The sequence below is a fragment of the Faecalibacillus sp. H12 genome (assembly GCF_013361255.1).
Classification (GTDB): domain Bacteria; phylum Bacillota_I; class Bacilli_A; order Erysipelotrichales; family Coprobacillaceae; genus Faecalibacillus; species Faecalibacillus intestinalis.
Genome location: NZ_JABWDK010000002.1, coordinates 74,156 through 87,476 on the forward strand (window position 1 = coordinate 74,156; position 13,321 = coordinate 87,476).

The window sequence follows — 13,321 nt, forward strand, 5'->3', positions numbered from 1 at the left end:
GAGATATTACAGAAAATAGGAATGTTCAAAAAAAAGAAAAATGACAATTCGATGTATAAAAGGAATTATTAAATTTGGTTGTTGATATATAAAAAGTTTCCCATTATGAGAAACTTTGATTTTAAAACTTAATGTTTTTTAATTTTCTTTTTAGCTAACCTTACCATGCTATCATCTAATGTAGTACGTGGGTTTTCTAAATTATAAGTTTTTGCCAAATCTTTGTAATGTTTATCCATGTAATCTTTTATTTCATTAGTTGATTTTGTTTGGAATAGGGTAATTAAGTTTACATCATCTTCTATTTTAAAAATATCATTTAATTTCAAAATAAATTTAGATGTATTTTCTTCGATGTCTGAACTTTCAAAAAAGTAATTTCCTGTGTTTGTATAGATGTTTAAATCTACAAAATAATTAAAGTAAATACTAAATTTTCCAGAATTACGGTGTGACATAAAACCTTTGAAACCATCTTTTAAAAGACCTACAGATGGATTGTAGATTCTATTAACAGGTAAAATTTTGATATTATTAATACTACTAAACGGAATGGTAATATCTACGTTGGATTCATTTTTAATTACTAAAGCATCTTCGTTTAAAATAAGTTGTTGTACATCATCAGAAATACTTGTTACTGAAAATTGTGCTTTTATTCTTTTTTCTTCCATTGCAAAAACCTCCTTTTTAAAAAATAAATTTATTACATCAAAGAACTTTAAATTATGAATAGTCATTTTATCTTTATTCAATTATACCATATAACATGTAGAAATATTGTGATTTAATCAGCTTTTTTATTTGTTGAAATGTTTTTAATGGGTTATAATAAGCACTAATATCATCTATAACAGTATATATCGATTCTTTAAGTTAGATACATTCAAATATATAGAGAGATTGGTTTTAATCATTGCACTTTATAGATAACCAATAGAAATATGTGATATAATTTCATGTAGTTAAGGGAGTTGATTTATATGAAAATATTAGCTTTTACAGGAGCAGGAATATCAAAACAAAGTAATATTCCAACATTTATGGAAAGACCAGATGTAAGGGAAAAACTATTTAGAAGTTATGCCAATACACATCATGAAGAATATAATGAGGTTATTAAACAGCTTAAAGCCAATATGAACGGTGCTAAACCGAATGATGCTCATATTGCTTTAGCTGAGTATCATATACCAATTATTACCATGAATATTGATGGATTGCATAAATTAGCTGGAAGTGATGCTTTAGAATTACATGGTGGTTTACCAGAAGATGATGAAATGGATATTGCGTATTCTTTATATAATAAACCGGTACTTTATGGTGATCCAGCACCAAATTATCAAAAGGCTTATGAAATGGTTTATAAATTACAACCAGGAGATATCTTTTTGGTAGTAGGATGTTCATTTCATACAGGAATATCTGTTGATTTAAGAGAAGTTGCGAAAGCTAGAGGAGCAAGAATTATCGAAATACAGGAAGATGCTGCTCATAATGTAAGAAAAGTATTAGAAGAATTAAAGAAAGGATGATTTAAATAGAATTATTTCAAGGTGATAATACAATTATAAATCAACCTAAAATTATTACGGATGGTTATTATAAAGATTTTGGCAATTTGTTTACTGATTAGCTATATTGTATTTTATATTGGAGAAATCATATATATTTAGATACTATATAAAATAGTTTACATATATCAAACAAATGTTGGAAAGAAATGTTAATAAATATCTTATAATTATCACAGGTATTAATGAAAAACCAAGTGGTTTTCTCAATCGTATTGTAAAAATACAAAAATTAATTTATTTTTATATGGAGTGTAAAAAGGTAAAAGGAGAGTAATATGTCAGTTGAGAGAATAGGCGTTTCATCGGTAGAAAAAATTATAAATCAAATGGGAATGATTTTTAGAGAGCAGCCTGTGGATGATTATGGAATTGATGCGCAAATTGAAATTGTTGAAAATAAATGTGCTACCGGAAAATTAATTGCTGTTCAGATTAAATCGGGTAACAGTTATTTTAAGGAATTAACACCAAATAGTATAATATATAGAGGAAAACGAAAACATTATGATTATTGGTTGAATCATTCTTTACCGGTGATAATCGTTTTGTATGATCCAGAAAAAGATAAATGTTATTGGAATATAGTTAACAAAGAAACAGCAATTTTATCTGAACAAAATTGGAAGATTGAAATTTCTTTTTCTAATCTTTTAGAAAACTCTAAATCATCTTTGATTAAAATTGCAGACAGATTAACAGAGTATGAAAAAAAGTTCAATACTTTTTTATTTGCAAAGCCATGGATGAAACAAATTATTTATGGAAATAGAATTGTTTTAAATGTTGAAGAATGGATAAATAAATCATCCGGTAGAGGTACTTTTAAGCTGAAAATAATTGATAAAAATGGTAATGATAGGCAGGTTGTTAATAGTACATTTATTGGGTTTGGAACAAAGCCGTATAATCAAATTTTTCAAGAATTATTTCCATGGGCATTTATTACTATAGATTACAATTATTATAAAGATTATGATAGCATAGCAATGCGTGATAATGATTATGAAGCAGCTGAATATACTTATTTTGATTCTGTTGGTGCGGTATTTGATATGAGTGAATTTAAATATATTGTTCCCAAAGACGCACTACCAATAAAAAAATGGATGTGTGATCCTTGTAATATAAGACCGTACAGCATAGGTGGAGGGGAAGTAGCGTTCTATCAATTAATATTAGAATTAAATGATGTTGCAAAAGCATTTTTAATTTTAGATGATTTCATTAATGAGACAAATTTTTATACATTATTAAGTTAGATAAAAAATATTATAGTGAAGAATTTTTTGAAATTATAATAAATATTTAACATGATTAATAATGTAACATATTCTTAAAAAGTATGAGATAAATAAAATAACATTGATAAAGTATTAAGTGATTAACCGAAGAATAAACAATTGTTTATAAATTTTTTTTGATTTAAAAAATTACTAAATCTAAATAAGTAGGAATTGTAAAATGTATAAATGAAGTATTTATATTGTGAAAAATTGGATGATATAAATATTTTTTAATTAAATGAGAAGAGGAGATTAAAGCAAATGGAGACACATATTCATAATCCGTATAAAGTAAATTGGAAAATGTACGGGCTTATAGGTGTGATATCAATTTTAGTAATGATTTTTGCTTCTTTTTGTTGCCCTAATGCACAAAATGTACAAAGTATTATTTTTGATATAATTAGAAATTTATCTTACGGAGGTGTTGCATCTGTTTTTATTGCTTTATTAATTGAAATAGGAAATGTCAAAGAGAAAAATAATAAAGCTAATAATTTGTATGAAATGATTTATAGTGATTTAAAAATTAATATTTTGTGGTATTTGAATGGTTGGGCACAATTTTGTAATATAGTATACAAAGATAAAGAATACAAAGATGAAAAACATACTTGGACTGAATGGTATGGCATTGTTAAAAATCGTTTTATAGAATTAGATGACAAAAGACAAGAACAAGCACTAGAATTCTTTAAAGATGAATTAATATATAATTTAGATGTAATAGAAAAATCTATAGATTATATAAATAAACAACAATTTATTTTGAGTATTAATGAATTATACGATGAAAATTTAAAATCAATTATTGAGAATTTTAAATTTGAATGTTATGGTGCAAAGTCATTTTTAAAAATAAATTTTAATAGTGAAAAATTTTGGAAATCATTTGATGCAATAAATGAGGATTTAAAAAAATATATATGTAGTTGGACGGATATACAATATTATAATTATTATAAATTTAAACCTTTTGATATTTTAACTAATAAAAGTGATATTAGAACCGCAATTATCGAGAGTAAAAAACATAATAAATTAAAGTAATTTTATTACACGAATTGTTTTAGAAAGGAAGATTAATTAATGAACTCAATTTTAATTAAACCACATCATTTTATTGATATTATTAAATTATATGGATCTGGGATAGATAGATTTGTTCCTGATGAAAAAATGGGACATGATTTTTATAAGGTTGCTAATGAAATTATTGATAATCCATCTGTTGATTTAAAATTAACAATTGATGGAGATGATATTTGTAAACCTTGTAAAAAGTATCACGAACAATGTATAGATCCATTAACACATATACAAGGATATACGAGTAAAGATGTTTATAATAAAACTTTAGATAAAAGAATTATAAAATTATATAACTTAAATGATGAATATTATACGGCAAAACAATTATGCTCTATAATTCAAAATAATAAAGAATATATCTTTGAAGTCTGGGATGAAGAAGATAATGAGGTAACACAAAAAAGATATGAATTATTTTTACAAGGGGCTCATAAATTTTTAGATAACATTTAAAGAAGAGGTGATAGAATTGTCAAAAAAGGAAAAAGCGTATTTTCATTTACCAGGATTATTTGAATTTTATGAATTATATAAAGTCTTTTTACCATTATTCTATCATCATCGTGAATATTTTTATGATTGGTGTGAAATAGGTTCTATTTATGGAAGTCCTGAAGATTGCTTATGGGGTGGAGGACGTCTTGGTGAAGGAAATCAAAATCCTTATGAAGTTCTTTCACTTATGAATCAATACCATATTTCTTCACGACTTACTTTCAGTAATTCATTACTTCAAGAAAAACATCTTCAAGATAAAAGATGTAATGATCTTTGTGCTTTATTTGAAAAAAGTGAGGTTCAAAGTGGGATTATCATTCATTCTGATTTGTTACTAGAATATTTAAAAAAACAATATCCACGTTTTTATTTTGTTTCTTCAACAACGAAAGTTCTTACAAAATTTGAACAATTAGTAGATGAGTTAAAGAAAGATGACTTTTTATATGTTGTCCCTGATTTTCGTTTAAATAAAGTTCAACAATTAGAAAATCTTTTACAAAAAGATATGGATAAAGTTGAATTTTTATGTAACGAATGTTGTTTTATAGGCTGCCTTGAACGAAAGAAATGTTATGAAACGGTTAGCCGTCAAAATCTTGGAGAAGATTGTTTAGATCATGTATGCAAAGCTCCGAATTCTCATGAGGGGTATCGTTTTTCTAAAGCTATGCAAAATTCGAGTTTTATCAGTGTTGAAGATATTCAAAATAATTATCTACCAAAAGGCTTTTCTCAATTTAAAATAGAAGGTAGAAGTTTAGGGAGTGCTTTAGTGTTAGAATTTTTACTTTATTATATGGTAAAACCTGAATATCAAATACATGTAAGAGAAGCTATTTATTTAGATAATATGTTAGATTTGTTTTAAAAAATAAGAAGGATAAAACATGTAAAGTGTATAAATTATTAAAGAAATAAAAAGGAGAACATATATGAAAATAGAATATAAAGAAGGTCTTATTGTTTTAAAAGATCAGGATGAAGAAGTCGGTTATATTAAATATGTTAGAAAAGAAGAAAATGTGATTGATGTTATTTCAACAGTTGTTCATGAAAAATATCAAGGTCAAGGAATGGCAGGAAAGCTTTTTGATGCTTTGATGGACTATGCAAAAGACAATTCTATGAAAATAATTCCATCTTGTAGCTATATTGAAAAGAAGCTTATGAAACTACCAAATTCGTGTGACTTTTTGCATAAATAGGGCAAAAAAGTATATTATACGCAAAAAATTAATATTTATGCGTAAAAATAACAATATTTTCTTGCAATTAGGAAAGATTCTCTATATAATACTTTTGTAAATTAAGAGTCAAAGGGGGGAATCATCATGGCAAAAACTGTAGTAAGAGAAAACGAATCTTTAGATGACGCTTTACGTCGTTTTAAAAGACAAGTATCTAGAACAGGTACCCTTGCTGAAGCTCGTAAAAGAGAATTCTATGTTAAACCAGGATTAAAAAGAAAATTAAAATCTGAAGCAGCAAGAAAAAATAATAAAAAAAGATAATAAAAATACAGCCTTCTTGGCTGTTTTTTTATGCCGTTTTTTCATTGAAAAAATAAGTATCATTTAGTATACTTTATATGATAAAAATAAAGATGTTTTTAATCGAAAAAGGGAGAAACTATGAAAACTGTATTAAAAAATGGAAATGTTTTTTACCAAAATAAAATTCAAAAATTAGATGTAGAAATTGATGGTGAAACAATTAGTCAAATAGGTCATGATTTAGATGGTGAAAATATAATTGATTGTACAGATCTTTTAGTAACACCAGGTTTTGTTGATCTTCATGTTCATTTACGTGAACCAGGATTTGAACATAAAGGAACTATTAAAACAGAAACTTTATCTGCTAAATATGGAGGATATACGCATATTGTAGCGATGGCTAATACAAATCCATGTATGGATGATAAAGAAACTATTGAAGATTTTATTCAAAGAGTTCAAAAAGATAGCTCTATTCATACATATACTTATAGTGCTATTACGAAAGATTTAAAAGGACAAGAGCTTGTTGATTTTAAAGAAAATAATGCTTTTGATATTGTACAAGGATTTTCTGATGATGGAAAAGGTGTTCAAAGTAAAGAAATGATGGCAAAAGCCATGAAAGAAGCAAAAGCAATCAATAGTATTATTGTTGCTCATTGTGAAGATGAAGGAGAACTTGAAAAAGGAGCATGTATTAACTTAGGACGTGTTTCTAAAGAAAATGGTCTTGTAGGAATCAATAATGCTTCAGAATATAATCATGCTTTACGTGATTTACAATTATCTAAAGAAATTGGTAATCGTTATCATATTTGTCATATTTCTACTAAAGAAACTGTGGCAGGATTAAGAGAATATCGAAAACAAGGACTTCCTGTTTCGGGAGAAGCTTGTCCACATCATTTGATTTTAACAGATGAAAATATTAAAAACTTAAATCCAAATTATAAAATGAATCCACCACTTCGAAGTAAAGAAGATTTAGATGCTTTAATTGAAGGACTTAAAGATGGAACAGTGACATGTATCTCAACAGATCATGCACCTCATAGTGATGAAGAAAAATTAAAACCAATTGATCAAGCACCATTTGGTATTATTGGTAATCAACATGCTTTTAGTCTTGTTTATACATATTTAGTTAAGAAGAATTTGTTAGATTTAGAAACTGTTTTAAAATGTATGACAGTCAATCCAAGTCAAGTAATTGGATTGGATCATGATATGGCTGTTGGTAAAAAAGCTAATATTGCTATCATTGATTTAAATGAAGAATATACGATTACGAGAGATAATATTTATTCAAAAGCAAAAAACACACCATTTTTAGATACAAAATGTTTTGGTTTAGTGAAGTATCATATTTTAGATGGAAAAATAGAAAAATTATAGGAGGAATTTATGAACTATCAAGGGTTAATGGAAATTACAAAAATTGAAAACATTGCAGATGATGTTTATGAAATGACTTTAAAAGGAGAAGGGGCTAAATATATTAGCCAACCAGGTCAATTCATTAATATTAAGATTAATGAAAGTTTACAACCTTATCTTAGAAGACCAATGTCTATTTCTGATTATGATGAAAATACAATTGTGATTGTTTTTAAAGTTGTTGGTCAAGGAACAGAAATTTTAAAGAATAAACAAATTGGAGATCAATTGGATTGTTTAATTGGTTTAGGAAATGGTTTTACTGTTCAAGAAGGAAAAGCTTTACTTATTGGTGGAGGACTTGGAACACCACCTCTTTATAACTTAGGTAAAAAATTAAAAGAAAAAGGTGTAGAAGTCACAACTGTTTTAGGATTTTCTTCTAAAAAAGATGTTTTCTATATTGATAAATTCCAAGAATTTGGAGATGTATTAATTGCGACAATGGATGGTTCTTTAGGTGTTAAAGGAACAGTTATTGATGTTATTAAAAAAGCTAATTTAACATTTGATCATTATTATACATGTGGACCTGAACCAATGTTAGATGCGCTTGCTTTAAATTATCCAGAAAACGGACAACTTTCTTTTGAAGCAAGAATGGGATGTGGTTTTGGAGCTTGTATGGGATGTTCATGTAAAGTGAAAACAAAACCTTATAAACGTATTTGTGTAGAAGGACCAATTTTATTAAGTGAGGAGGTTATTGTAAATGGTTAATTTAAAAGTTAAACTTCCAGGTTTAGAAATGAAAAATCCAGTTATTCCAGCATCAGGAACTTTTGGATTTGGATATGAATTTACAAGATTTTATGATATTAATGTTTTAGGAAGTATCATGATCAAAGGAACAACGCTTGAACCGCGTTATGGAAATCCTTTACCACGTATTGCGGAAGGGCCAAGTGGAATGCTTAATGCAATTGGACTCCAAAATCCCGGTGTTGATGCGGTCATGTCTCATGAGCTAGAAGAACTTCGTAAATGTTATAATGATAAAGTCATCGCTAATATTGGTGGAAGCTGTATTGATGACTATGTTGAAACCGCAAAACGTATTTCAACACATGATATGGTAGGAGCATTAGAACTTAATATTTCTTGTCCAAATGTTCATAGTGGAGGTATTCAATTTGGAACAAATCCACAAATGGCTGCGGATGTTACACGTAAAGTAAAAGCCGTTTCTCAAAAACCGGTTTATGTTAAACTTTCTCCTAATGTAACAGATATCGTTGAAATGGCAAAGGCTGTAGAAGAAGCTGGAGCTGATGGAATTACAATGATCAATACTTTAGTAGGTATGCGTTTTAATATCAAAACTGGAAAACCGATTATCGCTAATGGAACAGGTGGTTATTCAGGACCAGCTATTTTCCCAGTAGCTTTACGTATGGTTCATCAAGTAAGTAAAGCTGTTAAGATTCCAGTAATTGGTATGGGTGGTATTTCAAGTGCCCATGATGTTATTGAAATGATGGTTGCAGGCGCAAGCGCTGTGGCGATTGGTTGTCAAAACCTTGTTGATCCATATGCTTGTTATAAAATTATTCAAGATTTACCAAAAGAACTTGAAAAACTTGGTGTTGAAGATATTAATGATATCGTTGGCTTATCACATCAATATTAAAAAGAGAAATGAAAGATTTCTCTTTTTCTATCATTATCCATGTAATATAATAAGATAAATAGGGGTGAAATAAATGGATTTAGATACATTGTTAAATAAAAATCAAAAAGAAGCAGCAACGTATTTAGATAGTCACTTAAGAATTATTGCGGGGGCAGGTTCTGGAAAAACAAGAGTCGTGACTTATCGTATTGCACATTTAATACAGGATGTAGGAATTGATCCTCGTTCTATTTTGGCAATTACTTTTACCAATAAAGCTGCTAACGAGATGAAAGAAAGAGTGAATGAAGTTGTAGGTATTCATGGAAGTGGAACACTTATTTGTACGATTCATTCTTTATGTGTGAGATTTTTAAGACAACATATTAATGTTTTAAATTATCCAAGTAATTTTACAATTATGGATGAAGAAGATCAAAAAGCACTTATTAAAAAGCTTTATACACAATTAGAAATAGATGCAAAAGTTATTTCTATTAAAAGCATGATCAATACAATTTCTTCATATAAAACAGCGAGAGTTTCTCCACAAAGAGCTATTGAATTAGCTGGACAATTTTCAGGAGAACTCAAAAAAGCAAAAGTCTATGAAGCCTATGAAAACTATAAAGAAGATCATTTCTTATTAGATTTTGATGATTTATTATTAAAAGCAGTTTATATTTTGGATAATTATCCAGATATATTAGAAAAATGGCAAAGAAAATTCCAATATATTCATGTAGATGAATTCCAAGATGTAGGTGAAATTGAATATCATTTAGTTCAATTATTATCAAAATATGCCATTGTTTGTGTCGTTGGAGATCCTGATCAAACAATTTATAGCTTTAGAGGAGCAGATGTTCATTTTATTTTAGATTTTGATAAAGATTTCAAACCTAATAAAACAATTATTCTTGATCAAAACTATCGTTCAACTGGAAATATATTAAAAGTATCAAATAATTTAATTCGTAAAAATAGTCAACGTTTAGAAAAGAATCTTTTTACAAAGCAAACAGGTGGAGAAGATGTGATTCACCATGTTGCTAAAAGTGAAGAAGAGGAAGCTAATTGGATTGCTAATAAAATCGAAGATATTGTAAATAATCAAGATGGGGTTAATTATCGTGATATTGCAATTTTATATCGTGCAAACTATTTATCACGTACGATTGAACAAGTATTGATTCGTAAAGGAATTGATTATCGTATTTTTGGAGGATTAAAATTCTTTAATCGTAAAGAAGTTAAAGATGCTTTAAGCTATTTAAGACTTGTTTGTAATCAAGAAGATTTAGCGTTTGAAAGAATTATTAATACACCAGCTAGAGGTATTGGTAAAAAAACATTAGAAAATATTCAATTAGTAGCACTTAATCATCAAATTTCACTTTATGATGCTTTAACGCTTCATAGTGATGAAATTAGACTTTCTAATAAATCAAAAAAAGAAGTGCGAATTTTAGTTGAAGCAATTGAAAAAGCAAGACGTTCAACTTTACCATTACATGAAATGTTTGAAAATTTAATGATTGATGTTGGTTATATTGAAATGCTCAAAAATGATTTAGAAGATAATCGTATTGATAATATTCATGAATTACAACGTTCAATTTATGATTTTCAAGTTTCTCATGAAGATGCACCAACATTAGAAAATTATTTACAAGATATTTCTTTATATACAGATAATGATGCAATTGATCAAGGTCAATATGTTTCTTTAATGTCTATTCATATGGCTAAAGGTCTAGAATTTGATTATGTCTTTGTTTTAGGCTTATCTGAAGGTATTTTCCCAAGCTTTAGAAGTTTAACTGAAGATGGAGATGATGGTCTTGAAGAAGAAAGAAGACTCGCATATGTAGCCTTTACAAGAGCGAGAAAACAGCTTTTCTTAACAGATAGTGAAGGATTTAGTTTTGTAACAGATTCACCTAAAATTTCTAGTCGTTTCATTGATGAAGTAGGAAATGAAGGAATTATTCATAGCGGAAGTAAGCCTCGTTTTAAAACAACAGATTATGTACCTAAACAAACAGTGTCTAAAGCAGAATTGATTGGGGATAATAAGGTTGATGATTGGAAAGTTGGAGATCTTGTAAATCATGATATTTTTGGTAAGGGTGTTGTTGTTAAGGTCAATAAGAATATTTTAGATATTGCTTTTGAACTTCCAGCAGGACTTAAGTCTTTAATGGCCAATCATAAAGCATTAAAAAAACTTACAAATTAGAGAATTCTTTGAATTCTCTTTTTAGTATTATTTTGTTATAATGAAAAAGATTTGAAAAAGGAGTAAGAATATGGATGATTTAAAAAGATATGAAGAATTAGTAAAAACAATTGAATATCATAATGATCGTTATTATAACCAAGACGATCCAGAAATAAGTGATTATGAATATGATATGATGATGAAAGAACTTAAAAAAATAGAAAAGGATCATCCTGAATTTGTCACACCAAATTCACCAACACAACATGTTGGAGGAAGTGCTAAAAGAGAAGCAGGAGTTTTAGTAAGACACCGTGTTCCTATGCTTTCTTTACAAGATGTTTTTTCTAAAGAAGAAGTCCAAGACTTCGTAAAATCAATGCAAGAAACATTAGTTGATCCTGTGTTTGTTGTTGAATATAAAATTGATGGTTTATCAATGGCTTTAAGATATGAAAATGGTCTTTTAACAACGGCTATTACTCGTGGAGATGGAATCATTCAAGGAGAAGATGTAACCGTTAATGCTAAAGTAATCAAAGATGTTAAAAATAAATTAAAGGAACCTATTGAATATCTTGAAGTACGTGGTGAAGTTTATATGACAAATGAGGCCTTTGATAAAGTTAATGAAATTCAAGAGCTTAATAATAAAAAAACTTTCGCAAATCCTAGAAACTGTGCGGCAGGAACATTACGTCAATTAGATAGTCGTATTACAAAACAAAGAAATCTTTCTATGTTTATTTTTAATATTCAAGATATTCGAGGAAAAGAAATTACAAGTCATAGTCAAGGCTATGAATATTTAAAAATTCAAGGCATGAAGGTAATTGATAATTATCAAGTATGTCACAATTTTGAAGAAGTATGGAAAGCAATTGAAATGATTGGTGAAAGCAGAGATCAATTAGGCTATGATATTGATGGAGCAGTTGTTAAAATTGATAGCTATGCACAAAGACAACAATTAGGGCAAACAGCCAAAGTGCCTCGTTGGGCCGTGGCTTATAAATATCCACCAGAAGAAAAAGAAACAAAGCTTTTAGATATAGAACTTTCAGTTGGAAGAACAGGTAGAATTACACCAACAGCTATCTTTGAACCAGTCCGTTTATGTGGAACAACGGTTTCAAGAGCAACGCTTCATAATCAAGATTTTATTGATAGTTTAGATGTACGTCTTGGCGATACGATCATTGTTTATAAATCAGGAGAAATCATTCCTAAAGTTAAAGGTGTCAATAAAGATAAAAGACCTGCAGGAAGTGTTCCTTATCAAATAGGAAATACGTGTCCTGTATGTGGGGCACCAACGTATCAAGAAGAGGGGACAGTTGATATTAAATGTTCTAATCCTACATGTCCAAGTAAACTAGTTAGAAATGTTGTTAATTTTGTAGGAAGAGATGCCATGGATATTAAAGGTTTTGGTTTATCGTATGTTGAAACTTTAATAGATCAAGGGTATATTCATGATGTCAGTGATATTTATATTTTAAAAGATAAAAGACAAGAACTTTTAGATAAAAAGGTAATTGGTCTTGTTAAAAGTACAGATAATTTATTAAATGCCATTGAAAAAAGTAAAGAAAATGATGCAACGAAGGTTTTAACTGCTTTAGGTATTTCAAATATTGGTAAATCGGCTGCAAAATCTTTAATGAAGAAATTTAAAACGATGGATCAATTGATGAATGCTTCTTATGAACAACTTGTTGAAGTCAATGATATTGGTGATACCAGTGCACAAATTTTAATTGATTATTTTAAAGATGAAAAGAATAAAGAAATCATTCATAAATTAGAGCACTATGGATTAAAGATGGAAATTGAAGATACTCAAAGTTCGTCTATATTAGAAAATATGACTTTTGTTGTTACAGGAACGCTTCCTACATTATCTAGAAAAGAAGCAGCTACTTTAATAGAAAATAATGGTGGTAAAGTTTCTGGATCCGTTTCTAAAAAGACAACCTATTTATTAGCAGGGGAAAATGCAGGTAGTAAGCTTACAAAAGCACAATCTTTAAATATTCCAGTTTTAACGGAAGAAATGTTTATGGAAATGATAAAATCATAATTTTATGCTA

General features: G+C 28.2%; 13 protein-coding genes. 12 read left to right on the plus strand and 1 reads right to left on the minus strand.

Annotation, left to right across the window (positions count from 1 at the left end):
• Positions 1 to 128 precede the first annotated feature (128 nt).
• A complete protein-coding gene (locus HUU89_RS03415; protein WP_032090446.1) occupies positions 129 to 674 on the minus strand; it encodes a hypothetical protein in 546 nt (181 codons plus the stop codon).
• Positions 675 to 983: 309 nt separating this feature from the next.
• Between HUU89_RS03415 and HUU89_RS03420 the strand changes: the two genes are divergently transcribed.
• From HUU89_RS03420 to ligA, 12 genes are all read left to right on the plus strand, one after another.
• Positions 984 to 1,538, plus strand: a complete 555-nt coding sequence (locus HUU89_RS03420; protein WP_032090445.1) for a Sir2 family NAD-dependent protein deacetylase — start codon at positions 984 to 986, stop codon at positions 1,536 to 1,538.
• A 317-nt stretch (positions 1,539 to 1,855) separates the two neighbouring features.
• Entirely contained in the window at positions 1,856 to 2,839 is a 984-nt protein-coding gene (locus HUU89_RS03425; RefSeq protein ID WP_032090444.1) for a DUF4365 domain-containing protein, read from the plus strand.
• Between the two features lie 285 nt (positions 2,840 to 3,124).
• Complete coding sequence (locus HUU89_RS03430; protein ID WP_032090443.1) at positions 3,125 to 3,913, plus strand: hypothetical protein; 789 nt, start codon at positions 3,125 to 3,127, stop codon at positions 3,911 to 3,913.
• Positions 3,914 to 3,952: 39 nt separating this feature from the next.
• Complete coding sequence (locus HUU89_RS03435; RefSeq protein WP_107028958.1) at positions 3,953 to 4,408, plus strand: hypothetical protein; 456 nt, start codon at positions 3,953 to 3,955, stop codon at positions 4,406 to 4,408.
• A 16-nt stretch (positions 4,409 to 4,424) separates the two neighbouring features.
• Positions 4,425 to 5,324 (plus strand): hypothetical protein, encoded by a 900-nt coding sequence (locus HUU89_RS03440; RefSeq protein WP_217498413.1) that lies wholly within the window; start codon positions 4,425 to 4,427, stop codon positions 5,322 to 5,324.
• 64 nt (positions 5,325 to 5,388) lie between these two features.
• Positions 5,389 to 5,661, plus strand: coding sequence for a GNAT family N-acetyltransferase (locus HUU89_RS03445; protein ID WP_032090440.1), 273 nt, complete (start codon positions 5,389 to 5,391; stop codon positions 5,659 to 5,661).
• 126 nt (positions 5,662 to 5,787) lie between these two features.
• The gene (gene rpsU, locus HUU89_RS03450; protein ID WP_022002829.1) at positions 5,788 to 5,967 is read left to right on the plus strand and encodes a 30S ribosomal protein S21; all 180 of its coding nucleotides are present in this window, start codon (positions 5,788 to 5,790) and stop codon (positions 5,965 to 5,967) included.
• 120 nt (positions 5,968 to 6,087) lie between these two features.
• Positions 6,088 to 7,350, plus strand: coding sequence for a dihydroorotase (locus HUU89_RS03455; RefSeq protein WP_032090439.1), 1,263 nt, complete (start codon positions 6,088 to 6,090; stop codon positions 7,348 to 7,350).
• A 9-nt stretch (positions 7,351 to 7,359) separates the two neighbouring features.
• Positions 7,360 to 8,112, plus strand: a complete 753-nt coding sequence (locus HUU89_RS03460) for a dihydroorotate dehydrogenase electron transfer subunit (protein ID WP_032090438.1) — start codon at positions 7,360 to 7,362, stop codon at positions 8,110 to 8,112.
• The gene (locus tag HUU89_RS03465; RefSeq protein WP_032090437.1) at positions 8,105 to 9,022 is read left to right on the plus strand and encodes a dihydroorotate dehydrogenase; all 918 of its coding nucleotides are present in this window, start codon (positions 8,105 to 8,107) and stop codon (positions 9,020 to 9,022) included. The genes HUU89_RS03460 and HUU89_RS03465 overlap by 8 nt, the downstream gene beginning before the upstream one ends.
• Positions 9,023 to 9,095: 73 nt before the next feature.
• The gene (locus HUU89_RS03470) at positions 9,096 to 11,246 is read left to right on the plus strand and encodes an ATP-dependent helicase (RefSeq protein ID WP_175300999.1); all 2,151 of its coding nucleotides are present in this window, start codon (positions 9,096 to 9,098) and stop codon (positions 11,244 to 11,246) included.
• A gap of 70 nt (positions 11,247 to 11,316) precedes the next feature.
• Complete coding sequence (gene ligA, locus HUU89_RS03475; RefSeq protein WP_147579574.1) at positions 11,317 to 13,311, plus strand: NAD-dependent DNA ligase LigA; 1,995 nt, start codon at positions 11,317 to 11,319, stop codon at positions 13,309 to 13,311.
• Positions 13,312 to 13,321: the final 10 nt, after the last annotated feature.

Excerpts from the sequence above, each read along its gene's own strand:
- HUU89_RS03415 (WP_032090446.1), bottom strand. The coding sequence starts at position 674 with ATGGAAGAAAAAAGAATAAAAGCACAATTTTCAGTAACAAGTATTTCT.
- HUU89_RS03420 (WP_032090445.1), top strand. The coding sequence starts at position 984 with ATGAAAATATTAGCTTTTACAGGAGCAGGAATATCAAAACAAAGTAAT.
- HUU89_RS03425 (WP_032090444.1), top strand. The coding sequence starts at position 1,856 with ATGTCAGTTGAGAGAATAGGCGTTTCATCGGTAGAAAAAATTATAAAT.
- HUU89_RS03430 (WP_032090443.1), top strand. The coding sequence starts at position 3,125 with ATGGAGACACATATTCATAATCCGTATAAAGTAAATTGGAAAATGTAC.
- HUU89_RS03435 (WP_107028958.1), top strand. The coding sequence starts at position 3,953 with ATGAACTCAATTTTAATTAAACCACATCATTTTATTGATATTATTAAA.
- HUU89_RS03445 (WP_032090440.1), top strand. The coding sequence starts at position 5,389 with ATGAAAATAGAATATAAAGAAGGTCTTATTGTTTTAAAAGATCAGGAT.
- rpsU (WP_022002829.1), top strand. The coding sequence starts at position 5,788 with ATGGCAAAAACTGTAGTAAGAGAAAACGAATCTTTAGATGACGCTTTA.
- HUU89_RS03455 (WP_032090439.1), top strand. The coding sequence starts at position 6,088 with ATGAAAACTGTATTAAAAAATGGAAATGTTTTTTACCAAAATAAAATT.
- HUU89_RS03460 (WP_032090438.1), top strand. The coding sequence starts at position 7,360 with ATGAACTATCAAGGGTTAATGGAAATTACAAAAATTGAAAACATTGCA.
- HUU89_RS03465 (WP_032090437.1), top strand. The coding sequence starts at position 8,105 with ATGGTTAATTTAAAAGTTAAACTTCCAGGTTTAGAAATGAAAAATCCA.
- HUU89_RS03470 (WP_175300999.1), top strand. The coding sequence starts at position 9,096 with ATGGATTTAGATACATTGTTAAATAAAAATCAAAAAGAAGCAGCAACG.
- ligA (WP_147579574.1), top strand. The coding sequence starts at position 11,317 with ATGGATGATTTAAAAAGATATGAAGAATTAGTAAAAACAATTGAATAT.